The sequence below is a fragment of the Streptomyces sp. BJ20 genome (genome assembly GCF_022869105.1).
GTDB lineage: Bacteria > Actinomycetota > Actinomycetes > Streptomycetales > Streptomycetaceae > Streptomyces > Streptomyces griseoincarnatus.
Genome location: NZ_CP094918.1, coordinates 6,489,536 through 6,515,454, shown reverse-complemented (window position 1 = coordinate 6,515,454; position 25,919 = coordinate 6,489,536). Strand labels below are relative to the sequence as shown.

Annotated in this window: 21 protein-coding genes; 20 read left to right on the top strand and 1 reads right to left on the bottom strand. The window is 73.0% G+C overall.

Annotation, left to right across the window (positions count from 1 at the left end; all coding sequences use genetic code 11):
- Positions 1–24 precede the first annotated feature (24 nt).
- The 7 genes from MTR79_RS29375 (at position 25) to MTR79_RS29345 (ending at position 9,040) form a co-directional block, all read left to right on the top strand.
- On the top strand, positions 25–1,182 hold the full coding sequence (locus MTR79_RS29375; protein ID WP_086705451.1) for a uroporphyrinogen-III synthase: 1,158 nt from the start codon (positions 25–27) through the stop codon (positions 1,180–1,182).
- A gap of 638 nt (positions 1,183–1,820) precedes the next feature.
- Entirely contained in the window at positions 1,821–2,408 is a 588-nt protein-coding gene (locus MTR79_RS29370) for a CGNR zinc finger domain-containing protein (protein ID WP_086703837.1), read from the top strand.
- Between the two features lie 304 nt (positions 2,409–2,712).
- Positions 2,713–3,297 carry a sigma-70 family RNA polymerase sigma factor gene (locus MTR79_RS29365; protein WP_078492847.1) on the top strand — a complete coding sequence of 195 codons (585 nt, stop codon included), beginning with the start codon at positions 2,713–2,715 and terminating at the stop codon, positions 3,295–3,297.
- Between the two features lie 74 nt (positions 3,298–3,371).
- A complete protein-coding gene (locus tag MTR79_RS29360; protein ID WP_078895320.1) occupies positions 3,372–4,136 on the top strand; it encodes a zf-HC2 domain-containing protein in 765 nt (254 codons plus the stop codon).
- Positions 4,137–4,196: 60 nt separating this feature from the next.
- On the top strand, positions 4,197–6,548 hold the full coding sequence (locus tag MTR79_RS29355) for a UvrD-helicase domain-containing protein (protein WP_244792396.1): 2,352 nt from the start codon (positions 4,197–4,199) through the stop codon (positions 6,546–6,548).
- Positions 6,549–6,930: 382 nt separating this feature from the next.
- Entirely contained in the window at positions 6,931–8,340 is a 1,410-nt protein-coding gene (locus MTR79_RS29350; RefSeq protein ID WP_048460580.1) for an NAD-dependent malic enzyme, read from the top strand.
- A 418-nt stretch (positions 8,341–8,758) separates the two neighbouring features.
- Positions 8,759–9,040: an HU family DNA-binding protein gene (locus MTR79_RS29345; RefSeq protein WP_003990598.1), complete on the top strand. Its 282-nt coding sequence runs from the start codon at positions 8,759–8,761 to the stop codon at positions 9,038–9,040.
- Between the two features lie 188 nt (positions 9,041–9,228).
- On the opposite strand, the gene murA is transcribed toward MTR79_RS29345, so the two are convergent.
- Positions 9,229–10,575, bottom strand: coding sequence for a UDP-N-acetylglucosamine 1-carboxyvinyltransferase (murA, locus tag MTR79_RS29340; protein WP_048460579.1), 1,347 nt, complete (start codon positions 10,573–10,575; stop codon positions 9,229–9,231).
- A gap of 310 nt (positions 10,576–10,885) precedes the next feature.
- On the opposite strand from murA, the gene MTR79_RS29335 reads away from it, so the two are divergent.
- From MTR79_RS29335 to MTR79_RS29275, 13 genes are all read left to right on the top strand, one after another.
- Entirely contained in the window at positions 10,886–11,458 is a 573-nt protein-coding gene (locus MTR79_RS29335) for a YqgE/AlgH family protein (RefSeq protein ID WP_006134440.1), read from the top strand.
- Between the two features lie 30 nt (positions 11,459–11,488).
- On the top strand, positions 11,489–11,776 hold the full coding sequence (locus MTR79_RS29330; protein ID WP_048460578.1) for a DUF3039 domain-containing protein: 288 nt from the start codon (positions 11,489–11,491) through the stop codon (positions 11,774–11,776).
- Positions 11,777–12,003: 227 nt separating this feature from the next.
- The gene (locus MTR79_RS29325; protein ID WP_244792394.1) at positions 12,004–13,296 is read left to right on the top strand and encodes an extracellular solute-binding protein; all 1,293 of its coding nucleotides are present in this window, start codon (positions 12,004–12,006) and stop codon (positions 13,294–13,296) included.
- Between the two features lie 38 nt (positions 13,297–13,334).
- The gene (locus tag MTR79_RS29320; RefSeq protein ID WP_244792391.1) at positions 13,335–14,282 is read left to right on the top strand and encodes a sugar ABC transporter permease; all 948 of its coding nucleotides are present in this window, start codon (positions 13,335–13,337) and stop codon (positions 14,280–14,282) included.
- A 29-nt stretch (positions 14,283–14,311) separates the two neighbouring features.
- Positions 14,312–15,157, top strand: coding sequence for a carbohydrate ABC transporter permease (locus tag MTR79_RS29315; protein WP_048460586.1), 846 nt, complete (start codon positions 14,312–14,314; stop codon positions 15,155–15,157).
- 4 nt (positions 15,158–15,161) lie between these two features.
- Complete coding sequence (locus tag MTR79_RS29310; RefSeq protein WP_244792389.1) at positions 15,162–16,805, top strand: beta-N-acetylhexosaminidase; 1,644 nt, start codon at positions 15,162–15,164, stop codon at positions 16,803–16,805.
- Between the two features lie 310 nt (positions 16,806–17,115).
- Positions 17,116–18,009 (top strand): FAD binding domain-containing protein, encoded by an 894-nt coding sequence (locus MTR79_RS29305; RefSeq protein ID WP_048460575.1) that lies wholly within the window; start codon positions 17,116–17,118, stop codon positions 18,007–18,009.
- Positions 18,006–19,847 (top strand): 2Fe-2S iron-sulfur cluster-binding protein, encoded by a 1,842-nt coding sequence (locus MTR79_RS29300; protein WP_244792387.1) that lies wholly within the window; start codon positions 18,006–18,008, stop codon positions 19,845–19,847. The genes MTR79_RS29305 and MTR79_RS29300 overlap by 4 nt, the downstream gene beginning before the upstream one ends.
- Positions 19,844–22,153, top strand: coding sequence for a molybdopterin cofactor-binding domain-containing protein (locus MTR79_RS29295; RefSeq protein ID WP_086703831.1), 2,310 nt, complete (start codon positions 19,844–19,846; stop codon positions 22,151–22,153). Before MTR79_RS29300 ends, MTR79_RS29295 begins: the two co-directional genes overlap by 4 nt.
- Before the next feature lie 226 nt (positions 22,154–22,379).
- Positions 22,380–23,552: an SUKH-4 family immunity protein gene (locus MTR79_RS29290; RefSeq protein ID WP_189365206.1), complete on the top strand. Its 1,173-nt coding sequence runs from the start codon at positions 22,380–22,382 to the stop codon at positions 23,550–23,552.
- Between the two features lie 236 nt (positions 23,553–23,788).
- Positions 23,789–25,276: an MFS transporter gene (locus tag MTR79_RS29285; protein WP_189365207.1), complete on the top strand. Its 1,488-nt coding sequence runs from the start codon at positions 23,789–23,791 to the stop codon at positions 25,274–25,276.
- Positions 25,277–25,324: 48 nt separating this feature from the next.
- Complete coding sequence (locus MTR79_RS29280; protein ID WP_244792385.1) at positions 25,325–25,525, top strand: hypothetical protein; 201 nt, start codon at positions 25,325–25,327, stop codon at positions 25,523–25,525.
- Complete coding sequence (locus tag MTR79_RS29275; RefSeq protein ID WP_244792383.1) at positions 25,522–25,896, top strand: type II toxin-antitoxin system death-on-curing family toxin; 375 nt, start codon at positions 25,522–25,524, stop codon at positions 25,894–25,896. The genes MTR79_RS29280 and MTR79_RS29275 overlap by 4 nt, the downstream gene beginning before the upstream one ends.
- The last annotated feature ends 23 nt before the right edge of the window (positions 25,897–25,919 follow it).

Below are 25,919 nucleotides of genomic sequence, written 5' to 3'. Positions count from 1 at the left end.
CCGACTCGAGCCGGGACGAGAGTGATGTACGACGAACGAGAGCAGTCTCCGGAGCACGGGCCCCTCGCCGGGTTCACCGTGGGCGTGACCGCGGCGCGCCGGGCCGACGAGCTGGGCGCGCTGCTGGAGCGGCGCGGCGCGGCGGTGCTGCACGCCCCGGCGCTGCGGATCGTGCCGCTCTCCGACGACAGCGAACTGCTGGCCGCCACCAAGGAGATCATCGGGCGGGCCCCGGACATCGCGGTCGCCACCACCGCGATCGGGTTCCGCGGCTGGGTGGAGGCCGCCGACGGCTGGGGACTCGGCGAGGACCTGCTGGAGCGGCTGCGCGGGGTGCGGATCCTGGCGCGCGGGCCCAAGGTGAAGGGCGCGATCCGGGCGGCCGGGCTGACCGAGGAGTGGTCGCCGGCGTCGGAGTCGATGGCGGAGGTGCTGGACCGGCTCCTCGAGGAGGGCGTCGACGGGCTGCGCATCGCCGTCCAGCTGCACGGCGAGCCGCTGCCCGGGTTCGTGGAGTCGCTGCGGGCCGGGGGAGCGGAGGTGGTGGGCGTGCCGGTGTACCGGTGGCTGCCGCCGGAGGACATCGGACCGGTGGACCGCCTGATCGACGCGCTCGTCGCCCGCACCCTGGACGCGGTCACCTTCACCAGCGCGCCCGCCGCCGCGTCGCTGCTGTCCCGCGCCGAGGAGCGGGGCCTGCTCGACGACCTGCTGGCCGCGCTGGGCCACGACGTGCTGCCCGCCTGCGTCGGCCCGGTCACCGCGCTGCCGCTCCAGGCGCGGGGCGTCGACACGGTGCAGCCCGAACGCTTCCGTCTGGGGCCGCTGGTCCAGCTTCTGTGCCGCGAACTCCCCTCCCGCGCGCGCACGTTGCCCGTCGCCGGGCACCGGGTGGAGATCCGGGGGCACGCGGTGCTGGTCGACGGCGGGCTGCGGCCCGTGCCGCCCGCCGGGATGTCCCTGCTGCGGGCGCTGTCCCGCAAGCCCGGCTGGGTCGTCTCCCGCGCGGAACTGCTGCGCGCCCTTCCGGGGGCGGGCCGCGACGAACACGCGGTGGAGACCGCGATGGCCCGCCTGCGCACCGCCCTGGGCGCCCCGAAGCTGATCCAGACGGTGGTCAAACGCGGCTACCGCCTCGCCCTCGACCCGGCGGCGGACACGAAGTACGACGCGGCGGTCTGACCCGGCGGCGCCGGGACGCGAACGCGCTGTCCTCCCGGGCGTGCGTCGCCCTGCCCGGCGGGACCGCCCGCCCGGCCGCCGACGGGACGCCCCGCGCGGGTGTCGCGCCCGAGCGCGAGGGGCCGTCGCGTCCCTGCGCACGCGGACGCGCCGCGGTGGTCGGGCTGGGCGCGCCAGAGCTTCGAACGCGCTGTGGCGTCCCGGGCGTGCGTCGCCCTGCCCGGCGGGACCGCCCGGCCGGCCGCCGACGGGACGCCCCGCGCGGGTGTCGCGCCCGAGCGCGAGGGGCCGTCGCGTCCCTGCGCACGCGGACGCGCCGCGGTGGTCGGGCCGGCGGCGCCGGGCCGCGAACGCGTCGTGGCGTCTCCGGCGTGCGCCGCCACGCCGGGCCGGCCTGCCCGGCCGGCCGCCGACGGGACGCCCCGCCCGGGCGTCGCGCCCGAACACGAGGGCCGTCGCGTCCGGCAACGCGTGGATCTTCACCCCGCGCAACTCCCCCGCCGCAAGGGCGGAGCCGAAAGCGCGCGGCGGGAGGGGTTCCGGGGTCCGGGGCGGGCGGGCACTGTGGAGGGAGCACGGTTTCCCGGTTCGCGCACGGCCCCCACGCCCGCGGGGGCCCACCTAGGCGGTGGCAGGACATGGCACTGGGCACGGTCACGGCGTCCTACGAGCTGAGGTTCGACACCGGGCGGGTCTGCCTGGATCTGCTCGCGACCGCCCATCCGGGGGAACGGCTGGGTTCCGTCGACGCGCTGCGGGCGTGGATCACCGGTGCCGGACTCGTCCCCGACGGCACCCCGCTCGCCCACGCCGACCCGTCCTGGCTGGACGCCTTCCGCGAACTGCGTTCCCACCTCGTCCCGTTGGTGCGGGCGCCCGGCTCCCCGTCCCAGGGCCCGGCGCTGGCCCGGGTCAACGACCTGGCCCGCTCCGCGCCCCCCGCGCCGCGTGCGGTGCCCGGCGCGGACGGGACGCTGGTGCGCCGGCTCGACGGCCCGCCCGGCCGTGACGCGCTGATCGGCGCGGTGGCCCGGGACGCGGTGGACCTGCTGACCGACCCGGCCGCCCGCGCGAGCGTGCGCCAGTGCGAGGGCGACAACTGCCCCATCGTGTACGTCGACACCTCACGGGGACGCAGAAGGCGCTGGTGCTCCAGCGAGGTCTGCGGGAACCGGGAACGCGTGGCCCGCCACCGCCGCCGTACGGCAGCGCTCACCCGCGCGTGAACAGCGGCCGGCCGCCACGCCCGATTGAACTCCCTTATCCTGTTCGCGGTTTTCGCGCCTTGAGGTTCCCAAGAATTGGTTAAGTGATCTCCGTCACAACTTTGGTGGGCCCTTGCGGGCGCGCGTCGACACCTTGCCGCTCGCCGTGTGTCGGAAATGTGAAGAGGGCGCGGGGGGAATGTGCGCTCATGTCCCGGTCGTCGTGACGTCCCCGAGAAAACCGCCGTCTCTCTTTGAACGCCCAACGCCCCCCGTGCGTACCGGTTGTCGAGCGACCGACTGGGGGATCCCCCGGACACCGGAGGTGGGCGTGCGCAAGGATGCGGCCGTGGCCAATGAACGTGGAACGAGGGCCCGACATCGCATGTCTTCACAGCCCTCGGAACCTGACGAGGAGCTGATGCGTGCGCTGTACCGCGAGCACGCAGGACCCCTGCTGGCGTACGTCCTCAGGCTGGTCGCCGGAGACCGGCAGCGCGCCGAGGACGTCGTCCAGGAAACGCTCATCCGTGCCTGGAAGAACGCCGGTCAGCTCAATCGGGCGACCGGTTCGGTACGCCCCTGGCTGGTGACGGTCGCCCGGCGCATCGTCATCGACGGCCACCGCAGCCGGCAGGCCCGGCCGCAGGAGGTCGATCCGTCGCCGCTGGAGGTCATCCCCGCGGAGGACGAGATCGACAAGGCGCTGTGGCTGATGACGCTGTCGGACGCACTCGACGACCTGACCCCGGCACACCGGGAGGTCCTCGTCGAGACCTACTTCAAGGGGCGTACCGTCAATGAGGCGGCCCAGACACTCGGCATACCGAGCGGCACCGTGCGCTCCCGGGTGTTCTACGCCCTGCGGTCGATGAAGCTGGCTCTGGAGGAGCGGGGGGTGACGGCGTGATGAGTGTGTACGGGGGAAACCAGGGATTCGGCACGGGCGGGACGGGTATGTCTGGTGCCATGGAGGGATCACCGGTGCCGAACGAACACGAGACCGTCGGTGCCTACGCCCTCGGCATCCTCGACGACGCCGAAGCCAGCGCCTTCGAGGCGCACTTGGCGACCTGCGAGTGGTGCGCCCAGCAGCTCGACGAACTCGCCGGCATGGAACCGATGCTGGCCGCCCTCGCGGACCTGCCCGACGCCGCCGGATCGCCCGCGATCGGCGAGTCGCTGTCCGCGAAGCCGTCGCCGCGCGTGGTGGAGAAGCTCGTCGACGAGGTGGCCGAGCGCAGGGCGCGCAAGCGCCGCCGGAACTTCTACATGGTCGCCGCGGCCGGCGCGCTGATCGTCAGCGGCCCGTTCGTGGCCGTCGCCGCGAGCGGCGGGGACGGCGGCAGCGGTGGCGGTGGCAACACCGGGCGCACGCTCGCGGCCAACCCGGTGAAGGACGCCTTCGACAAGAGCTCCGAGAAGATCACGGCCACGGACCCCTCCACCGGGGTGACCGCCACCGTGGCCCTGGAGGACAAGCTCTGGGGCACCGAGATCGTCACCGAGCTGAAGAACGTCAAGGGCGAACAGAAGTGCTCGCTCATCGCCGTCGGCAAGAACGGCGAGCGCGAGACGGTGAACTCCTGGGCGGTCACCGGCGAGGGCTACGGACTGCCCGACGCCGCGACCGACAAGGGCAAGCAGCCGCTGTACGTCCAGGGCGGCGCCGCGTTCGAGCGCAACCAGATCGACCACTTCGTGGTCGCGACCTTCGACGGCAAGACGCTCGTGGAGGTCGACGCGTAGCCTCACGGGGCCCCCTTCGCGTACGGTTGACGGCTGCCCAGCACGTCAGAAGGGGGCCCGGTGGCCGCTCAGGCTCAACAGGAATCCGCGGTCGTCCCGGTTCACGACTCCGTTCGCGACCGGGAGATCCGTCTGGAACAGGAACACCTGGACCGGGTGTACCGGCGCCTCGAGGAGAAGATCTCCGAGGCCGAGTTCCTCATGCACGACGCCGCCCAGCGCGGCCACGTCGGCACACCCGGCGCCCTCGCCGAGCGGGACGCCCAGGTCTTCCGGGCCGGCATCCACCTCAACCGGCTGCACAACGAGTACGAGGACTTCCTCTTCGGCCGGATCGACCTGCTGCCCGGCAAGGACGGCAAGAAGGGCCCGGACGGCGCCTACACCGCCGTCGAGCCCGCCGAGGGCGCCGTCCGCCCCGACAACACCGCCGACATCGCCGAGACCCTGCACATCGGCCGCATCGGCGTCCTCGACGAGGACTACGCCCCGCTGGTCATCGACTGGCGGGCGCCCGCCGCGGCGCCCTTCTACCGCTCCACCCCGGTCGACCCCGGCCGGGTCGTGCGGCGCCGGGTGATCCGCTCCAAGGGGCGCCGGGTGCAGAGCGTCGAGGACGACCTGATGCGTCCCGAGCTGAAGGCCACCCTCGACGGCCGCGAACTGGCCGTGATCGGCGACGGCGCCCTGATGGCCGCGCTCGGCCAGGCCCGTACGCACACCATGCGGGACATCGTCGCGTCCATCCAGGCCGAGCAGGACCTGGTGATCCGCGCCCCCGCCGCCTCCGTCACCTACGTCGAGGGCGGTCCCGGCACCGGCAAGACCGCCGTCGCCCTGCACCGCGCCGCCTACCTGCTCTACCAGGACCGGCGCCGGTACGCGGGCGGCATCCTGATCGTCTCCCCGACCCCGCTGCTCGTCGCCTACACCGAGGGCGTGCTGCCGTCCCTCGGCGAGGAGGGCCAGGTCGCCATCCGCGCCATCGGCTCCCTCGTCGACGGCGCCGAGGCCACCGTGTACGACTCCCCGGCCGTGGCCCGGATCAAGGGCTCGTACCGCATGCTCAAGGTGCTGCGGAAGGCCGCGCACGGCGCCCTGGAGCTGGACGACTCCCCGCAGCGGCTGCGGGTCGTCGCCTTCGGCCGCCGTCTGGAGCTGGAGGCCGAGGAGCTGGCGGGCATCCGCCGCACCGCCCTCGGCGGCACCGCCCCCGTCAACCTGCTCCGCCCTCGCGCCCGCAAGCTGATCCTGGACGCCCTGTGGGAGCGCTCCGGCGCGGGGAACCGGCACACCGACCCCGAGCTCGCCGCCGAGCTGCGCTCCTCCTTCGACGAGGACATCACCTCCGAGGACGACTTCATCGCCTTCCTCGACGCCTGGTGGCCGGAACTCACCCCGGCCGCCGTCCTGGACGCCATGACCGACGAGCGGCGCCTCGGCCGCTGGGCCCGGCGCGTCCTCAACCCGGGGGAGGTGCGCAAGCTGGCGCGCGCCCTCCAGCGGGACGGGCGCTCCGTGCACGACATCGCGTTGCTGGACGAGCTCCAGGCGGTCCTGGGCGCACCCGCCCGGCCCCGCAAGAAGCGCGAGGTCGACCCGCTGGACCAGCTCACCGGCCTGGAGGAGCTGATGCCGGTGCGCGAGGAGACCCAGCGCGAGCGTGCCGAACGGCTCGCCCAGGAGCGCGTCGAGTACGCGCACGTCATCGTCGACGAGGCGCAGGACCTCACGCCGATGCAGTGGCGCATGGTCGGCCGCCGCGGCCGCCACGCCACCTGGACGATCGTCGGGGACCCGGCCCAGTCCTCCTGGTCCGACCCCGACGAGGCCGCCCAGGCCCGTGACGAGGCCCTCGGCACCCGTCCGCCCGTCGCCCGCCACCGCCCTTCCGCGGAAGGTTCTGCGGGCCGCGCCTCTCGTGGCCGCCGCTTCGAGCTGACCGTGAACTACCGCAACCCGGCCGAGATCGCCGAGCTGGCGGCGAAGGTCCTCGCCCTCGCCATGCCCGGCTCCGAGTCGCCGCGCGCGGTGCGCTCCACCGGCGTCCAGCCGCGTTTCGCCGTGGTCCGGGACACGCTGGGGGCCACCGTGCGCGCCGAGGCCGCCCGGCTGCTGGAGCGGGTGGACGGCACGGTCGGCGTGGTCGTCGCCATGCGGCGGCGCGAGGAGGCGCGGCGCTGGCTCGACGGGCTCGGCGACCGGGTGGTGGCGCTCGGCAGCCTGGAGGCCAAGGGCCTGGAGTACGACGCGACGGTGGTCGTCTCGCCCGCGGAGATCGCCGACGAGTCCCCGGCCGGCCTGCGGCTGCTCTACGTCGCCCTGACGCGCGCGACGCAGCAGCTCACCGTGGTGTCCGCGGAGCGCGACGAACCGGACGCCGAGGGGGTCCCCGACCTGCTGCGGGACTGAGCGGACGGCGGTGCCGAGGGGCGCGGTGAAATATCCCCCGGTCATGGGAATGGCCCCGGGCGATCCGTTTGTTAGCCTGGACGTGGCACCGGCCCGATCCAAGCCCCCGGGCCCAACCATAGTCGCTTCGAGCGACCACTTGCCGCGAGGCGAGCATGGCGGGTCGGTGTCATGAGCGTTCGAGAGGCCCTCGTCACGAGATGTGACGGGGGCCTCTTTTGCTGCCCGTTCTCCTCTCGTATGGTGGAACTCGATTTCCGGCTGGTGACAGTCGGCGGTGAACAAAACGTTCGCAATCCGAGGCGGCTACCACGTACTCAGCGGTAGGTGCGACGATCGGACGGCACGATTCGCGACACGGTTGAAAAGCAGAGGAACGGCCATGGCAACGGCGCCCAGCGTCTCCTACTCGATGACCATCCGGCTCGAGGTGCCCGCGGGAGGAACCGCGGTGTCCCAGCTCACCGGGGCCGTCGAGTCCCACGGAGGCCTGGTGACCGGCCTCGACGTGACCGCGTCGGGCCACGAGCGGCTCCGGATCGACGTCACGATCGCGGCCACCTCCACCGCCCACGCCGAAGAGATCGTCGAACAGCTGGGCCACATCGAGGGCGTCACCCTCGGCAAGGTCTCCGACCGTACGTTCCTGATGCACCTCGGCGGCAAGATCGAGATGGCGTCGAAGCACCCCATCCGCACCCGTGACGACCTGTCCATGATCTACACGCCCGGCGTCGCCCGGGTCTGCATGGCGATCGCCGAGAACCCCGAGGACGCCCGCCGTCTCACCATCAAGCGCAACTCCGTTGCGGTCGTGACGGACGGCTCCGCCGTGCTGGGCCTGGGCAACATCGGCCCGAAGGCCGCGCTGCCCGTGATGGAGGGCAAGGCCGCCCTGTTCAAGCGGTTCGCCGGCATCGACGCCTGGCCGCTCTGCCTGGACACCCAGGACACGGACGCGATCGTGGAGATCGTCAAGGCGATCGCCCCCGGCTTCGCCGGCATCAACCTCGAGGACATCTCCGCGCCCCGCTGCTTCGAGATCGAGGCCCGGCTGCGGGAGGCCCTCGACATCCCCGTCTTCCACGACGACCAGCACGGCACCGCGATCGTGGTGCTCGCCGCCCTGACCAACGCCCTGCGCGTCACCGGCAAGTCCATCGAGAGCATCCGGGTCGTCATGTCCGGCGCCGGCGCGGCCGGCACCGCCATCCTCAAGCTGCTGCTCGCCGCCGGTGTGAAGAACGCCGTGGTGGCCGACATCCACGGCGTGGTGCACGCCGGACGCGAGGACCTGGTCGACGCCGCCCCCGGCACGGCCCTGAGGTGGATCGCCGACAACACCAACCCGGAGAACCTCACCGGCACGCTGAAGGAGGCCGTGCGCGGCGCGGACGTCTTCATCGGCGTGTCCGCCCCCAACGTGCTGGGCGCCGAGGACGTCTCCGCGATGGCCGAGGGTGCGATCGTGTTCGCGCTCGCGAACCCCGACCCCGAGGTGGACCCGGCGATCGCCCGCCAGACGGCGGCGGTCGTCGCCACCGGCCGCTCGGACTTCCCCAACCAGATCAACAACGTGCTGGTCTTCCCGGGCGTCTTCCGCGGCCTGCTGGACGCCCAGTCCCACACCGTCAACACCGAGATGATGCTGGCCGCCGCGCAGGCCCTGGCCGACGTGGTCACCGAGGACGAGCTGAACCCGAACTACATCATCCCCAGCGTCTTCAACGAGAAGGTCGCGGGCGCGGTCGCCGACGCCGTCCGGGACGCCGCGAAGGCCGCCGGCGCGTGACGCCCGCGATGGGTGTGAGCGCCTGAAGCCGCGACGGTCCGCGGGCTGTGAGGATCGCCACGGGATTCGAAACGGCGCGTCGTGGAACCCGTAGTCCCGGCGGCCCTCTAGGGTGGGCGGCCGGGCCTGGGCTCCGGCCCCTGCTGTCCGCTGCCGGAAGCGGACGGAGCGTCACCGAGCGGAGGCCGTGGCGCTCTTCGTGTGACTCCCTCGGGTGTTCTCACGACTCCTGCGGGTGCCGGATTGGCATTACCGCCGCAGGTAGAGGCAGGATGCGTCCCTGGGCGCGAGGGTCCGACGAAGGACCCGGGTCCGGGGACTCACCGAGGAACCTGGCAGCATCGGCTTTCGCCGTGCCCGACATGCGGCTCCGCCGCGTGGCACGCCTCAACGGCAAGAAGAACACGGGAGTAACAACATGAACCGCAGTGAGCTGGTGGCCGCGCTGGCCGACCGCGCCGAGGTGACCCGCAAGGACGCCGACGCCGTGCTGGCCGCGTTCGCCGACGTCGTCGGCGACATCGTCTCCAAGGGCGACGAGAAGGTCACCATCCCCGGCTTCCTGACCTTCGAGCGCACCCACCGCGCTGCGCGCACCGCGCGCAACCCGCAGACCGGTGAGCCGATCCAGATCCCCGCGGGTTACAGCGTGAAGGTGTCGGCGGGGTCGAAGCTGAAGGAAGCGGCCAAGGGCAAGTAAGGCGCCTCTGCGGGCGCCTCACACCCGAGCGGGTCAGCGCCGTTCGGGCTGGGCGCCCGTCGCCGTGTGCCGGCCGCTCGTGGTTGGTCGCGCAGTTCCCCGCGCCCCTTTCGGGGCGTTGCAGTGAACGCCGATGGGGCGGTCACCCGGATCGGGTGACCGCCCCATCGGCGTTCGTGTGCTGTGGGTCAGCCGAGGGCTTTGCCCGGGAGTTCCACCTTCGCCCCGAGGGCGGAGAGCTTCTCCATGAAGTTCTCGTAGCCGCGGTTGATCAGGCCGATGCCGTGGACGCGGGACGTGCCCTGGGCGGCGAGGGCCGCGATCAGGTAGGAGAAGCCGCCGCGCAGGTCGGGGATCTCGAGGTCCGCGCCCTGGAGCTTCGTCGGGCCGGAGACGACCGCCGAGTGCAGGAAGTTGCGCTGGCCGAAGCGGCAGTCGGAGCCGCCCAGGCACTCGCGGTAGAGCTGGATGTGGGCGCCCATCTGGTTGAGTGCGGACGTGAAGCCGAGCCGGGACTCGTAGACCGTCTCGTGGATGATGGACAGGCCCGTGGCCTGCGTCAGGGCGACCACCAGCGGCTGCTGCCAGTCGGTCTGGAAGCCCGGGTGCACGTCCGTCTCCAGGGCGATGGACTTCAACTGCCCGCCCGGGTGCCAGAAACGGATGCCCTCGTCGTCGATCTCGAAGGCGCCGCCGACCTTCCGGTAGGTGTTGAGGAACGTCATCATCGAGCGCTGCTGGGCGCCGTGGACGTAGATGTTGCCCTCGGTGGCGAGCGCCGCGGACGCCCAGGAGGCGGCCTCCAGGCGGTCCGGCAGGGCGCGGTGGGTGTAGCCGCCGAGCTTGTCCACACCGGTGATGCGGATCGTCCGGTCGGTGTCCATCGCGATGATGGCGCCCATCTTCTGCAGGACGCAGATGAGGTCCTCGATCTCCGGCTCCACCGCCGCGTTGGACAGCTCGGTGACGCCCTCCGCGAGGACCGCCGTGAGCAGCACCTGCTCGGTGGCGCCGACGGACGGGTACGGCAGCTGGATCTTCGTGCCGCGCAGCCGCTGCGGGGCCTCCAGGTACTGGCCGTCCGCGCGCTTCTCGATCGTCGCGCCGAACTGCCGCAGCACGTCGAAGTGGAAGTCGATGGGGCGTCCGCCGATGTCGCAGCCGCCGAGGCCCGGGATGAACGCGTGCCCGAGGCGGTGCAGCAGCGGGCCGCAGAACAGGATCGGGATCCGCGAGGAACCGGCGTGGGCATCGATGTCAGCGACGTTGGCGCTCTCCACATAGGTGGGGTCGAGCACCAGTTCGCCGGGCTCGTCGCCCGGACGGACCGTCACGCCGTGCAGCTGCAGCAGCCCCCGGACGACCCGGACGTCACGGATGTCCGGAACGTTGCGCAGCCGGCTCGGTGCGCTGCCCAGCAGCGCGGCGACCATGGCCTTCGGTACGAGGTTCTTCGCACCGCGGACCCGGATCTCGCCCTCCAGCGGGGTTCCGCCGTGGACAAGCAGTACGTCATCGACGTCGTTGACGGTCATGAATCTCGCGTTCCGTGGAGTGGGGCAGAGGGTCAGAAGGGAAAGGGTAATCGCCCTTCACCCCCCTTCTGTAAGCCCGAGGAGGCCCTGGGAACGTCATGGCTCTGTCACAACACGAACGGTTCCCCGGCGGCCACGCGGGGTCACCGCGTCCGGACGCGCGCCGGGCGCGCGTCCAAACGCCCGTCCGCACTCCTTCACCCCGGCCGGACGATGCCCGACCAGGAAGCTCTCGCGCGCGGTGGCGGTCTTCACTCCGTCACCCGCATTGCCTCCCCGCGCACGGGGAAGATGCGGGATCATGTCTGGCATGACCGAGGTGTCCTCGCTCACAGGGCGGCTGCTCGTGGCCACTCCCGCTCTGGCGGACCCGAACTTCGACCGCGCGGTGGTGCTCCTTCTCGACCACGACGAGGAGGGCTCCCTCGGTGTCGTCCTCAACCGGCCGACCCCGGTGGACGTGGGAGACATCCTGGAGGGCTGGGCGGACCTGGCCGGCGAACCCGGCGTGGTGTTCCAGGGCGGCCCGGTGTCGCTGGACTCGGCCCTCGGTGTCGCCGTCGTCCCGGGCGGCGCGGCGGGGGAGGAGCCGCCGCTCGGCTGGCGCCGGGTGCACGGCGCGATCGGCCTGGTCGACCTGGAGGCCCCGCCGGAACTGCTCGCCTCCGTCCTCGGCTCGCTGCGGATCTTCGCCGGCTACGCGGGCTGGGGCCCCGGTCAGCTGGAGGACGAGCTGGTCGACGGCGCCTGGTACGTGGTGGAGTCCGAGCCCGGTGACGTGTCCTGTCCGGCGCCCGAGCGGCTCTGGCGCGAGGTGCTCCGCCGGCAGCGCAACGAGCTGGCGATGGTCGCCACGTATCCGGACGACCCTTCGCTCAACTGACCGGGGCGGGCTTCAGTACCCTTGGCTGTTATGAGCACTCTTGAGCCCGAGCGCGGGACTGGTACGGGGACCCTCGTCGAGCCGACGCCGCAGACCTCCCACGGCGACGGTGACCACGAGCGCTTCGCCCACTACGTCCAGAAGGACAAGATCATGGCGAGCGCCCTCGACGGCACTCCCGTCGTGGCGCTGTGCGGCAAGGTGTGGGTGCCCGGCCGCGACCCGAAGAAGTACCCGGTGTGCCCCATGTGCAAGGAGATCTACGAGTCCATGGGTGAAGGCGGCGACGACAAGGGCAAGGGCAAGGGCGACAAGTAGTCCCCTCCCTCTCCTGACGCCGGCCTGAGTCCTCCGAGGCCCCCGGGGTGCGCTTTGCGTGCCCACGGGGGCCTTTGTGCTGCTTGCCCGTTGCACAGGGCGCGTCGGCCGGTCACAGAGTGGTGGAGACCTCTTGTGGCGTGGTTCACCCAGTCCCTAGCCTCCGGTGTGTTGTGCACAGCGAAACCGCTATTGCATATGTTGCAACGCGCTCGGAGGAGCACTCCATGAAGCTGTCCGTCCGCATGCTCGCCGTCGCGGCCGTCCTCGCCACCGCCGCCTGCGCCCCTCAGACCTCCGGCAACTCCTCCTCCGACAAGGACGAGAAGACCGGCACCCTGCGCGTCTGGCTCTTCCAGGAGGTCAACAACCAGCCGAAGGAACAGGTCGTCGACTCCGTCCTCGCCGAGTTCGAGAAGGAGCACGAGGGCGCCGAGGTCACCGTCGAGTACATCCCCGTCGAGACCCGCGCCCAGCGCATCAAGGCCGCCTTCAACGACCCCAGGTCCGCGCCCGACCTCATCGAGTACGGCAACACCGACACCGCCGGCTATGTGAAGGACGGCGGACTCGCCGACGTCACCGAGGACTTCGGCGCCTGGGGCGAGGCCAAGGACACCGACCCCACCGCCCGCCAGTCCGTCACCGTCGGCGGCAAGGTCTACGGCGTCCCCTACTTCGTCGGCGTCCGCGCGCTGTACTACCGCACCGACGTCTTCGAAGAACTCGGCCTCGACGTCCCGAAGACGCAGGCCGAGCTGATCTCCACGGCGAAGGAGATCCGCGCCGCGAAGCCCGAGCTGTACGGGCTCGCCGTCGGCGGCGCCTACACCTACGGCGCGATGCCCTTCATCTGGGCCCACGGTGGCGAACTGGCCACCGGGAACGGCGGTTCGTACGCCGCCGCGATCGACAGCGCCGCCGCGCGCAAGGGCATCGAGGCGTACACCTCGCTGTTCGGCGACGACAACTGCCCCGCCGCCAAGTGCGCCGCGATGACCGGCAACGACACGATCACCGCGTTCGCGGCGGGCAAGGCGGCCATGGCGATCGGCGGCGACTTCAGCCACGCCGCCGTCGAGGCCGGCACGGTCAAGGGCGACTACGCCGTCGTGCCGCTGCCGGGTCTGAAGGCCGGGTCGATCGCCCCGGCGTTCGCGGGCGGCAACAACCTGGGCGTGCTGAAGTCCACCACCCACCGCACCCTCGCCGTCGATCTGATGAAGCGGCTCGCCTCCAAGGAGGCGCAGGGGCAGCTGTTCGAGGCGATGGGGTTCCTGCCGACGTTCTCCGACGTGCGGCAGCAGGTGGCCGCGAAGGAGGCCTTCGTGAAGCCGTTCGTCGAGACGCTCGCGGCTGACACGAAGTTCGTGCCCGCTTCGCCGGCCTGGGCGCAGATCGATGCGGGTGCGGTGCTGCCGACGATGTTCCAGGAGGTCGTGTCCGGCAAGAAGGACGTGGCTACTGCGTCGGCGGACGCTGCCAGGAAGATGAACGACGCGTTCGGGTCGGTCGGGTGAGCGGGCCTACGGGCTCGGGGGTTCTCGAGCGTTCGCGGGTGCGGGCCGGTGGGGGCTCGGCGCGCCCACGCGGCGGCAGCCGCACATCCGGTACAGCCCCGCGCCCCCGAACAAGGCGTCCCAGCACCCCCTGGTTGTATCTCGCCCCGGCGCTCGTGGTGCTCGGTGGGCTGCTCGCCTATCCGATCTATCAGCTCGGGCTGATCTCGGTCTTCCACTACACCCAGGCTCAGGTCAGTGGTGGGGAGCCGACGACCTTCGAGGGGTTCGGGAACTACTCCCGGCTGTTCTCGGACGGGCAGTTCTGGGAAGTGCTGCTGGCCACCGTGGTGTTCGCGGCGGCCTGTGTCGTCTCCACCCTGGCCGTGGGGTGCGCGCTCGCCGTGCTGCTCACCCGGGTGCGGGCCGTGCCGAGGCTGGCGTTGATGCTGGCCGCGCTGGGCGCCTGGGCCACGCCCGCGATCACCGGGTCCACGGTGTGGCTGTTCCTGTTCGACGCCGACTTCGGTCCCGTCAACCGGGTGCTGGGGCTCGGTGACCACTCCTGGACGTACGGGCGGTTCAGCGCGTTCTTCCTGGTGCTGCTCGAAGTGGTGTGGTGCTCCTTCCCGTTCGTGATGGTCACCGTCTACGCCGGCATACGCGCCGTGCCCGCCGAGGTGCTGGAGGCGGCCGCGCTGGACGGCGCCTCCCAGTGGCGGATCTGGCGGTCGGTGCTCGCGCCGATGCTCCGCCCGATCCTGGTCGTCGTCGCCATCCAGTCGGTCATCTGGGACTTCAAGGTCTTCACGCAGATCTACGTCATGACGGGCGGCGGGGGCATCGCGGGACAGAACCTGGTGCTCAACGTGTACGCGTACCAGAAGGCGTTCGCGTCCTCGCAGTACAGCCTGGGCGCCGCCATCGGCGTGGTCATGCTGCTGATCCTGCTCGCCGTGACGCTGGTGTACCTGCGGCTGCTGCGCCGCCAGGGGGAGGAACTGTGAGTCCCGTGAGGCAGGACGTGGAATCCCGGGTGAATCTTCTGAGCCGGTTCACCCGGCGCCCGGGCCGGACGGCGGCCGAGGCGACCGCCCTGGTGGTCGCCGCCGTGGTGGCCTTCCCCCTGTACTGGATGGTGCTGAGCGCCTTCAAGCCGGCCGGGGAGATCCGGTCGGGCGAACCGCGGCCGTGGACGTCGGCGCCGACGCTGGACTCGTTCCGGCGGGTGTTCGGGCAGCAGGATTTCGGCCGTTACTTCCTCAACAGCGTCGTCGTCGCGGTCGCCGTGGTGATCGCCTCCGCGTTCATCGCGTTTCTCGCCGCGACCGCCGTGACACGATTCCGGTTCCGTTTGCGGACCACCCTGCTGATCATGTTTCTGGTGGCCCAGATGGTGCCCGTGGAGGCGCTGACGATCCCCCTGTTCTTCGTGATGCGGGATCTCGGTCAGCTGAACACGCTGTGGTCGCTGATCCTGCCGCACATCGCCTTCTCCCTGCCGTTCGCGATCTGGATGCTCAGGGGGTTCGTGAAGGGCGTTCCCGAGGCGCTGGAGGAGGCCGCGTACATGGACGGGGCGAGCCGTACGCGGTTCCTTTGGCAGATCCTTTTCCCGCTCGTCCTGCCGGGCCTCGTGGCCACCAGTGTGTTCTCGTTCATCTCCGCCTGGAACGACTTCCTGTTCGCCAAGTCGTTCATCATCAGCGACATCTCCCAGTCGACCCTGCCGATGGCGCTGCTGGTGTTCTACAAACCCGACGACCCCGACTGGGGCGGGGTCATGGCGGCGTCCACCGTGATGACGATTCCCGTGCTGGTCTTCTTCGTACTCGTACAGCGGCGTCTGGTCTCCGGACTGGGCGGCGCGGTAAAGGACTGACGTGATGCCGACTTCACTGATTCCGGCGCCCCGGGGCGTCGTCGCCGGTACCGGGGAGACCCGTCTGACGGAGGCTTCCCGGCTGTACGCCGGTGCCGGCGCGGAGGGCGTGGGGCGGTGGCTCGGGAGTGTGCTGCGGGCCGCCACCGGACTGCCCTGGAGGGAGGCGGGGGAACCCGCCCAGGCGCGTGACGGTGTCCGGCTCTCCCTCGCCGCGGACCTCGGCCCGGAGGCGTACCGGCTCGTCAGTGACGCTGCGGGCGTCCTCGTCGAGGGCGGCGACGCCGCCGGCGTGCTGTACGGCGCGCAGACCCTGCGGCAGCTCCTCGGCGCCGACGCGTTCCGCAGGGCGCCGGTCCGCCGCGACCGGGCGTGGACCGTGCCGCACCTGACCGTCGAGGACGCGCCCCGCTTCCGCTGGCGCGGTCTGATGCTGGACGTGGCCCGCCACTTCATGCCGAAGGAAGGGGTGCTGCGTTATCTCGATCTGATGTCCGCGCACAAACTCAACGTGCTGCATCTGCACCTGACGGACGACCAGGGCTGGCGCGTCGAGATCAAGCGGTATCCGCGGCTCACCGAGACCGGATCCTGGCGCGCCCGCACGAAAATCGGCCACCGCGCCTCGCCGCTCTGGGACGACCGGCCGCACGGCGGCTTCTACACCCAGGACGACCTCCGCGAGATCGTCGCCTACGCGGCCGAGCGGCATATCTGTGTGGTCCCCGAAATCGACGTGCCAGGGCACTCGCAGGCCGCCATCGCCGCGTATCCCGAACTCGGCAACTCCGACGTCGTCGACACCGCCGCGCTGACCGTCTGGGACACCTGGGGCATCAATCCGAACGTCCTCGCTCCCACCGAGGGCACCCTGCGCTTCTACGAAGGGGTGCTGGAGGAACTCCTGGAACTCTTCCCCGCCGATGCCGGGCCGTTCTCGCCGTTCGTGCACATCGGCGGCGACGAATGCGTCAAGGACCAGTGGCGGGAGTCGAGGACGGCGCGGGAACAGATCGCGAGGCTCGGGCTCGCGGACGAGGACGCCCTGCAGTCCTGGTTCATCGGCCACTTCGACCGCTGGCTGGCCGAACGCGGGCGGCGGCTCATCGGCTGGGACGAGATCCTCCAGGGCGGACTCGCGCCGGGCGCCGCCGTTTCGTCCTGGCGCGGCTACGCGGGCGGGGTCACCGCGGCCCGCGCGGGCCACGACGTGGTGATGTGCCCCGAGCAGCAGGTCTACCTGGACCACCGCCAGGACGCGGGCCCCGACGAGCCGGTGCCGATCGGGTACGTGCGCACCCTGGAGGACGTCTACCGGTTCGACCCGGTCCCGGCGGAGCTGACGCCCGAGGAACGGGAGCGGGTGCTGGGCACGCAGGCCAACGTGTGGACCGAGGTGATGGAGGACCAGGGGCGCGTCGACTACCAGACGTTCCCCCGGCTCGCCGCGCTGGCCGAGGTCGCCTGGAGCGAGCTGCCCGCCCCCGCCGACCGGGACTTCCCCGGCTTCGAGCGGCGGATGACCGAGCACTACCGGCGCCTGGACGCCCTCGGCGTCGCCTACCGGCCGCCCGGCGGTCCCCGCCCGTGGCAGCGCCGCCCGGGCGTCCTGGGCCGCCCGATCGACGGGCCGCCGCCCGCCCTGTAGCCGCGTCCCGCGGTCGTCCCCCGGTGCTCTTCTGCCCCGGGGGACGACCCCTGCCCCCCGCGTTCGCTGCGGGCCGAACAGGACGGGTGATAACGGAACAAGAGCTTCTGAAGGCTGTGATTCCGCGGTACCCGGGCGATTCGGGGACGGAATCGTCCAGGTCCGGGTCCAGCCGGGCGAATACCTCCTAGCGGACCCCCGTCCTCGGCACCTGCCAAGATGTGCCAGAGTTGCCACGTCCGCCCTGTCAGCACGTACCGTACGGCGCACGGGCGGGACCAGGTGGGGCAGCGGGAAGGGGCAGCCGGTTTTGAGCACGCACGCACCGCAGGCGGCGCAGGCTGTGACGCTGCCCACGACGCTGGACGAGGCCGTGGCGGCGCTCACCGCCATGCCCGCCGCCGTGCCCGTCGCGGGCGGCACCGACCTGATGGCCGCCGTCAACTCCGGGCAGCTCAGGCCCGCCGCGCTGGTCGGCCTCGGCAAGATCAGCGAGATCCGCGGCTGGCAGTACCTGGACGGACACGCGCTCCTCGGCGCCGGACTCACCCACGCGCGCATGGGCCGCCCCGACTTCGCCGCGCTCATCCCGGCGCTCGCCGCCGCCGCGCGGGCCGCCGGACCCCCGCACATCCGCAACGCCGGCACCCTCGGCGGCAACATCGCCTCCGCCGCCCCCACCGGGGACGCCCTGCCCGTGCTGGCCGCCCTGGAGGCGACGCTGATCGTCGCCGGGCCGGGCGGCGCCCGCCGCGAGGTCCCGGTGTCGCACCTGCTGGCCGGCATGGACGTGCTGCGCCCCGGCGAGCTGATCGGCTACGTGCGCGTGCCGCTGCTGCACGCCCCCCAGGTCTTCCTGAAGGCGACCGGCCGCACCGGACCCGGCCGCGCCGTCGCCTCCGTCGCCCTCGTGCTCGACCCCGCCCGGCGCGGGGTGCGCTGCGCGGTGGGCGCCATAGCGCCGATGCCGCTGCGGCCCCTGGACGCCGAGCAGTGGGTCGCGCAGCTCATCGACTGGGACAACAACCGCGCGATCGTGCCCGAGGCGCTCAGCGCGTTCGGCGAGTACGTCGCCGCGGCCTGCATCCCCGACGCCGCGCCCGGCGAGGACGGCACCGTCCCGCCCCTGCCGCCCGCGGTACTGCACCTGCGGCGCACCGTCGCCGCGCTGGCCCGACGAGCACTGGGGAGGGCGTTGTCGTGACCGACGACCAGCACGGACAGGGCGGCACGCCTCCGGGCGGCAGCCGCTGGGACCCGCTGCCGCAGGGCGACTACGACGACGGCGCCACGGCCTTCGTGAACCTCCCGGAGGGCGGCATCGACGCCCTGCTGGACGCCATGGAGAGCCCGCTGGCCGCTCCCGGCCACGGCTACGTCCCGCCGCAGATCACGGTCACGCCGGCCACCACCGCGGGCACCGACCCGGCGGCCACCGGCAGCTGGGCGGCGCCCGGCGCCCCCGTCGACGGGGCCCAGTGGCACGACCCGGCGTCCGCGGAGCCCGACGCGACGGCGGGGGACCCGTACGGCTACGACCCCGGCGCGAGCGGGCAGTGGGCCTACGACCCCGACGCGCAGGGGCAGCACGACGCACACGGACAGCAGCACGCGCAGGACCACGACGCCGCGGCGCGGCACCAGGGGCACGGTCAGGCGCCGGGGCAGGACGTCACCGGGCAGTGGTCGATCCCCGTGGCGGGCGGCGACCTGCCGGACGAGTCCGGCGAGTTCACCACGTCCTCCCTGGTCGAGCAGTGGGGGAACACCCCTCCGGCGACCCTCCCGGGCGGCGCCGCCGCCCCCTGGGCCGAGTCCCAGTCCATCGGCACGCCCTGGGGCCCCGGCGTCCCCGGCGTGCCGCAGGACCACGACCAGCACGGCGGTGCGTACGCGCCGCAGCCCGGCGCCTACGACGGCCAGGGCGGGCAGGACGGCGAGCACGGGCCCGCCCGGGAGACGCAGGACCCCTCCGCCCGGCAGCACGGCTCCCAGCCCTCGTACCCGGGCGCGCCCGGCGCCTCCCCGGAGCAGCCGCAGGCGCGCCCCGCCGAGGACGCCTCCGCGCACGACGCCCCGCAGGCGTCCCGGCCGCTGCCCGCCGAGGAACACCCGGAGCAGCCGTGGCAGTCCGAGGAGGGCGCCGACGGTGACGCCGGGGCCGCCGGAGGCCACGAGCACCCGCAAGCCCTCCAGGACGCCGAGGAGCCCTCCTCCGGCACGTCCGAGGGCGACGGCGACTTCGAGGACACCGCGGACGCCCAGGAGACCTCCGACGCCTCCGAAGGGCCCTCGGAGGCCCCGGAGCCCTCCGAGGGCGACGTCGCCCCCGACGACGCGGACGGCGCGGGCGCCCCGGAGGCATCCGACGAACCGGACGCCCCCGTCGCCGACGTCCTCGTGGCCCCGCACGACGACCACCCCCTCGCCTCCTACGTCCTCCGTGTCAACGGCACCGACCGGCCCGTCACCGACGCGTGGATCGGCGAGTCCCTGCTCTACGTGCTGCGCGAGCGGCTCGGCCTGGCCGGCGCCAAGGACGGCTGCTCGCAGGGCGAGTGCGGCGCGTGCAACGTCCAGGTCGACGGCCGGCTCGTCGCGTCCTGCCTGGTCCCCGCCGTCACCGCGGCCGGCAGCGAGGTCCGCACCGTCGAGGGACTGGCCCAGGACGGCCGCCCCTCTGACGTGCAGCGCGCCCTCGCCCGCTGCGGCGCCGTGCAGTGCGGCTTCTGCGTGCCCGGCATGGCGATGACCGTGCACGACCTGCTGGAGGGCAACCCGGCCCCGACCGAGCTGGAGACCCGCCAGGCCCTGTGCGGCAACCTGTGCCGCTGCTCCGGCTACCGGGGCGTGGTGAACGCCGTGCAGGAGGTCGTCGCCGAACGCGAGGCGCACGCCGAGGCCGAGGCCGCCGCGGACGACGGCGACGGCACCCCCCGCATCCCGCACCAGGCGGGCCCCGGCGCCGGCGGGGTCAACCCCTCGGCGTTCGGCGTCGCACCGCAGGACCAGCCCCACGGCCAGGACGGAGGCCAGGCGTGAGCAGCGAAGCAGCCACCGTGCAGACCGCCGAGGCGGCCCCCGAGGAGGAGGCCGTCCCGCGACGCGGACTCGGCGCCTCCCTCCCGGCCGCCGACGCGCGCGCCAAGACCGAGGGCACCTTCCCGTACGCCGCCGACCTGTGGGCCGAGGGCCTGTTGTGGGCCGCCGTGCTGCGCTCCCCGCACCCGCACGCGCGCATCAAGTCGATCGACACCACGCACGCGCGCGAGATGCCCGGCGTCCGCGCGGTCGTCACCCATGAGGACGTCCCCGGCGCCTCCGTGCTCGGCCGCGGCACGGCCGACCGCCCCGTCTTCGCCTCCGAGGTCGTACGCCACCACGGCGAGCCGCTGGCCGCCGTGGCGGCCGACCACCCCGACACCGCGCGCATGGCCGCCGCCGCGGTCATCGTCGAGTACGAGGTGCTCGACCCGGTGACCGACCCCGAGCAGGCCTTCGAGGCCGAACCCCTGCACCCCGACGGCAATCTGATCCGGCACATCCCGCTGCGCCACGGCGACGCGGACGCGGTCGGCGAGGTCGTCGTCGAGGGGCTGTACCGCATCGGCCGTCAGGACCCCGCCCCCATAGGGGCCGAGGCCGGACTCGCCGTGCCCCGCCCGGACGGCGGGGTCGAGCTGTACCTGGCGTCCACCGACCCGCACGGCGACCGGGACACCGCCGCCGCCGCGTTCGGCCTCCAGCAGGACCAGGTCAAGATCGTCGTCACCGGCGTGCCCGGCGCCACCGCCGACCGCGAGGACCAGAGCTTCCAACTGCCCCTCGGGCTGCTCGCGCTGAAGACCGGCTGCCCGGTGAAGCTCGCCGCCACCCGCGAGGAGTCCTTCCTCGGCCACACCCACCGCCACCCCACCCTGCTGCGCTACCGCCACCACGCCGACGCCGAGGGCAAGCTGGTCAAGGTCGAGGCGCAGATCCTGCTCGACGCGGGCGCCTACGCCGGCACCTCCTCCGACGCCCTGGCCGCCGCCGTCGCCTTCGCCTGCGGCCCGTACGTCGTGCCCAACGCCTTCATCGAGGGCTGGGCGGTGCGTACCAACAACCCGCCCTCCGGCCATGTGCGCGGCGAGGGCGCGATGCAGGTGTGCGCCGCGTACGAGGCGCAGATGGACAAGCTGGCCAAGAAGCTCGGCCTGGACCCGGCCGAGGTGCGGCTGCGGAACGTGATGGCCACCGGCGACGTGCTGCCCACAGGACAGACCGTCACCTGCCCCGCCCCCGTCGCCGAACTGCTGGAGGCCGTACGGGACTTCCCGCTGCCGCCGCTGCCCAAGGACACCCCCGAGGACGAGTGGCTGCTGCCCGGAGGACCCGAGGGCGCGGGCGAGCCGGGCGCGGTGCGCCGGGGCGTGGGCTACGGCCTGGGCATGGTGCACATGCTCGGTGCGGAAGGCGCCGACGAGGTGTCCACGGCCACCGTGCGCGTCCAGAACGGCGTGGCGACCGTGCTGTGCGCGGCCGTCGAGACGGGGCAGGGCTTCTCCACACTGGCCCGGCAGATCGTGCAGGAGACCCTCGGCGTCGACGAGGTGCACGTGGTGCCCGTCGACACCGACCAGCCCCCGGCCGGGGCGGGCTGCCGCGGACGTCACACCTGGGTGTCGGGCGGGGCGGTGGAGCGCGCGGCCAAGATGGTCCGCACGCAGCTCCTCCAGCCGCTGGCGCACAAGTTCGGCATGTCCACCGAGCTGCTCCAGATCACCGACGGCAAGATCACCTCGTACGACGGCGTGCTGTCCACGACCGTCACCGAGGCGATGGACGGCAAGGAGCTGTGGGCGACCGCGCAGTGCCGGCCGCACCCCACCGAGCCGCTGGACGACGCGGGGCAGGGCGACGCCTTCGTCGGCATCTCCTTCTGCGCGATCCGCGCCGTGGTGGACGTCGACATCGAGCTGGGCTCGGTCCGGGTCGTGGAGCTGGCCGTCGCGCAGGACGTGGGCCGGGTGCTCAACCCGGCGCAGCTCGCCGCGCGGATCGAGGCGGGCGTGACCCAGGGACTGGGCGCCGCGCTCACCGAGAACCTGCGCACCCCGCGCGGTCTGATCCGCCACCCCGACCTCACCGGGTACGCCCTGCCGACCGCGCTGGACGCGCCCGACATCCGGATCGTGAAGCTGGTCGAGGAGCGGGACGTGGTCGCGCCGTTCGGCGCGAAGGCGGTCAGCGCGGTGCCGGTGGTGACCTCGCCGGCCGCGATCGCCTCCGCCGTGCGCGCCGCCACCGGGCGTCCGGTGAACCGGCTGCCGATCCGCCCGCAGGCCGCCGTGGTGACCGGTAACTGAGCGATTCCCCGGGCCGATCGGCCGCTCGGGGCAACGCTCGGGGCCTCCCGCGCGTCTTGAGGGACAGGGCGCCGGCCGCGCCCCCCGTTTCCGATGCGTTGTCAGTGGTGCCGCGTACTCTTCGGAGCAGTGGGGGACGGCCGTGGGTCCGGCAGGACGCGGGCCGTCCTGCCCGGGGCGGGACGTTCGCGGGCCCGGGACCGAGCACACGTATCGCGGGGGAATCATGAGCACGACCGACACCGTTGTCGCGAGGGCGATCACACTCACCGAGGACGACCTCGGTCCCCAGGTCACGCACGCGTCGACGCGGAGCTGGCTGACCGGACCCGGACTGCCCTGCGACAACGGCCTGTTCCGTTTCGCGGAGCCGGCCCGCCCCGGCGGCCTGCCCACGGTCGCCGAGGTGACGGGCGCCGCCGACCGGCTGTCGCCCGCGCTGCGCGACCGGCTCGTCATCGGCGCGTTCGCCGCTCCGGTGGGCCTGGAGCCGGAGTCCGTGCTGCTCGACGGCGCCACCGGCGAGGTCTCCAGCGCGTACGTCCACGACCGGCCCGACCTCCTGGACTGCCGTCCGCTCGCCCCGTCCCTGCCGACGTTCGTCCGCTTCGCCGCGGCCACGGACGAACTCGCCGGCCTGCGCGGCCAGTTCGCCGCCTACGCCGGCCGGTACGGCACCAAGGCGGTCGCGGAGGCCTCACGGCAGCTGCTGGCGGTGTTCGAGGAGGGCGCGGACGGTGAGCCCGCGCCGTTCTGGCGGATGGCGGCGCTGATCCGCCCCCTCGCCCTGGTCGCGGGTCCCGGCACGGCCTCGGGCCTCGCCCTGGACCTCCCCCTGCGCCTGCTGGACGACGAGTTCGGCCGGGGCGGCGTCGTCCGCTTCGAGGAGGTCGACTTCCCCGCGACGCTCACGCACGAGCCGACCCGCCGCTTCCTGCGCGAGACGGGCCTGCCCGAGGACGGCTTCCTGTTCTCCCTGGACACGGACCAGCCGCTGCGCACGCTCACGGAGTACGCGGCCGACGACTGCGGCGGCTTCCCGTCCGGCCTCCTCCCGGCCCACGCCGACCGGCTGATACGCGTCGGGCACCTGGTCGACGACCACGGCCTGGTCGTCGACGGGGCGACGGGGGCGGTGCTGAGCTGGAGCGAGTCGGACGGGGCGCTGCGCCCGCTGAACACGGACATCTCCACGCTGGCGTTCACCCTCTGGCTCCTGCACCGGGAGCGCTCCCTCGACGAGGCCTCCGGCCACGCGCTCACGAGCGACGCCTACGACCAGCTCGCCCTGACGATGATCCAGGTCCTCGCCTCGGTCGACCCCACGGGCACGACCCCGGACGCGGACTGGCACTACTGGACCCGCCTCTTCCAGGACGAGGCGGGCGGGGTTCTCTGAGGCGGGTCGCCCCGACGGGGGCGGGCTGCTGCGGGGTGCGGGTGCCGGGGGAGCGCGGCGGGTGAGCCGCTTCGGCCGTCGGCTCGCGAGGCCCAAGGGAACTCCGGGGCGTGCGACGCGACTGCCGTGGCCCCGTGCACGAAGGGAAGGCCGTCGGGTCCTACGACCAAGGTCCCGGTGCCGGACCCGACCCCCGACAGGGGTCAACCAGGGCCGTGGACCTTACCCTGACGGTCATGACCGCCCCGAACCCCCGCGACACGGGTGTCGCCGAGCCCGCCGGCGCTCCCGCCCCGGCCGTCGTCCCCGACGACACCGTCCTCAGCCGCAGGTACCGGGCGCTGAGCATCGGGGTCGTCTCCGTCGTGCTGCTGATCGCCTTCGAGGCGACCGCGGTGGGCACGGCGATGCCGGTCGCGGCCCGCGAGCTGAACGGCGTCCCGCTGTACGCGTTCGCGTTCTCCGGGTACTTCACCACCAGCCTCTTCGGCATGGTGCTGTCCGGCCAGTGGTCCGACCGGCGCGGCCCGCTCGCCCCGCTCACCTGGGGCATCGCCTCCTTCGCGGCCGGGCTGCTGATCGGCGGCACGGCGGGCGCGATGTGGCTGTTCATCCTGGGCCGCGCGGTCCAGGGGCTGGGCGGCGGCCTGGTGATCGTCGCCCTGTACGTCGTCGTCGGCCGCGCCTATCCCGAGCGGCTGCGCCCGGCCATCATGGCGGCGTTCGCGGCCGCCTGGGTCGTCCCGTCCATCGTCGGTCCGCTCGCCTCCGGCGCGGTGACCGAGCACCTCGGCTGGCGCTGGGTGTTCCTCGGCATACCCGTGATCGTGGTGCTCCCGGTGGCGCTCGCCCTGCCCCAGATCCGCCGTCTCGCCTCCGGCCCGGTCGGGGACGCGCCCGGCGCTGCCGGCCCCGCGCCGCACCCCGGGGCCGAGGCCCCGGCCTCCTTCGACCGCCGCCGTATCCGGCTGGCCCTCGCGATCTCCTTCGGGGCGGGCCTCCTCCAGTACGCCGCGCAGGACCTGCGCTGGCTGTCCCTGCTGCCGGGCGCGCTGGGCGTGGCCCTGCTGGTCCCGGCCGTCCTCGGTCTGCTCCCGCGCGGCACCTGGCGCGCGGCGCGCGGCCTGCCGTCGGTGGTGCTGCTGCGCGGGGTCGCCGCCGGGTCCTTCATCGCGGCGGAGTCCTTCGTCCCGCTGATGCTGGTCACCCAGCGGGGGCTCAGCCCGACGCTGGCCGGCTTCTCCCTCGCGGCGGGCGGCGGCACCTGGGCGCTGGGCTCCTGGGTGCAGTCCCGGCCCCGCCTGGAACCGCACCGGGAGCGGCTGATGACCGTCGGGATGCTGCTGGTCGCGTTCGCCATCGCGGCCGCGCCCAGCGTGCTGATCCACTCCGTGCCCGCCTGGACGCTGGCGGTGGCGTGGGGGTTCGGCTGCTTCGGCATGGGCCTGGTGATCTCCTCCACCAGCGTGCTGCTGCTCCACCTCTCCGCCCCCGAGGAGGCGGGCACCAACTCCGCCGCCCTCCAGATCTCCGACGGCCTCTCCAACGTCCTCCTGCTGGCGATCGGCGGCGCGGCCTTCGCCGCCCTCGGCGGCGGCACCGTCAGCCACGCGGCGACGGAGGCCACCGGCTCCCACCCGGCCGCCTTCGCGGCGGTGTTCCTGCCGATGGCGGCGGTGGCGCTGGCGGGGGTGTGGGTGGCTGCTCGGGTGCGGGAGCGTTGACCCGTAAACCGGTCGTCACCAGGTGATCGCCGACAGTAGTCTCCCGCCATGTCCGAACTGGTTCTCCGCCTCGACCCCGACGTACACCAAGCTCTCCACGACCTCGCGGACGCGCAGGACCGCGCCCCGGAGGAGGTCGCGCGGGAAGCGCTGCGCCGCCACCTGCACGAGGAGGGCACGCTGGTGCGTGTCGTCGCCGAGCGCATCGCGCGGCAGCACGCCGAGTTGCTGAGGAGGCTCGGCGAATGACCCGGCACCTCACCGTCGACGAGGTCACGGCCATCGCCGAGGTCGCCTTCGGCGGGCAGCCGCCCGAGACCCGGGAGCCGGGGCTGTTGGCCTCGGCCGTGCACCGCCCACGCGCCCGGATGTTCGGCACCGCGGCGTACGAGGATCTGCACGAGCAGGCCGCGGCCCTCCTCCACGCCGTCGCGACGAACCACCCGTTCGTCGACGGCAACAAACGCACCGCGTGGCTGGCCACCGCCACCTTCCTCGCGGTGAACGGGGTCGACCTCGCGGGCGTGGACCAGGACACGGCGTACACGCTGGTCGTCGATGTGGCATCGGGGGCGGAGAGTGATGTGGGAGAAATCGCGCGGCGGCTGAGGCGGTTGTGATGTGGGTCCCACCCTCGGGCGGG

What these genes read in the sequence shown, in the direction of transcription:
- MTR79_RS29345 (WP_003990598.1), top strand. Translation starts at nt 8,759, where the DNA reads ATGAACCGCAGTGAGCTGGTGGCCGCGCTGGCCGACCGCGCCGAGGTG.
- MTR79_RS29280 (WP_244792385.1), top strand. Translation starts at nt 25,325, where the DNA reads ATGTCCGAACTGGTTCTCCGCCTCGACCCCGACGTACACCAAGCTCTC.
- MTR79_RS29275 (WP_244792383.1), top strand. Translation starts at nt 25,522, where the DNA reads ATGACCCGGCACCTCACCGTCGACGAGGTCACGGCCATCGCCGAGGTC.
- MTR79_RS29370 (WP_086703837.1), top strand. Translation starts at nt 1,821, where the DNA reads ATGGCACTGGGCACGGTCACGGCGTCCTACGAGCTGAGGTTCGACACC.
- MTR79_RS29285 (WP_189365207.1), top strand. Translation starts at nt 23,789, where the DNA reads ATGACCGCCCCGAACCCCCGCGACACGGGTGTCGCCGAGCCCGCCGGC.
- MTR79_RS29375 (WP_086705451.1), top strand. Translation starts at nt 25, where the DNA reads ATGTACGACGAACGAGAGCAGTCTCCGGAGCACGGGCCCCTCGCCGGG.
- MTR79_RS29310 (WP_244792389.1), top strand. Translation starts at nt 15,162, where the DNA reads ATGCCGACTTCACTGATTCCGGCGCCCCGGGGCGTCGTCGCCGGTACC.
- MTR79_RS29325 (WP_244792394.1), top strand. Translation starts at nt 12,004, where the DNA reads ATGAAGCTGTCCGTCCGCATGCTCGCCGTCGCGGCCGTCCTCGCCACC.
- murA (WP_048460579.1), bottom strand. Translation starts at nt 10,575, where the DNA reads ATGACCGTCAACGACGTCGATGACGTACTGCTTGTCCACGGCGGAACC.
- MTR79_RS29290 (WP_189365206.1), top strand. Translation starts at nt 22,380, where the DNA reads ATGAGCACGACCGACACCGTTGTCGCGAGGGCGATCACACTCACCGAG.
- MTR79_RS29350 (WP_048460580.1), top strand. Translation starts at nt 6,931, where the DNA reads ATGGCAACGGCGCCCAGCGTCTCCTACTCGATGACCATCCGGCTCGAG.
- MTR79_RS29335 (WP_006134440.1), top strand. Translation starts at nt 10,886, where the DNA reads ATGACCGAGGTGTCCTCGCTCACAGGGCGGCTGCTCGTGGCCACTCCC.
- MTR79_RS29330 (WP_048460578.1), top strand. Translation starts at nt 11,489, where the DNA reads ATGAGCACTCTTGAGCCCGAGCGCGGGACTGGTACGGGGACCCTCGTC.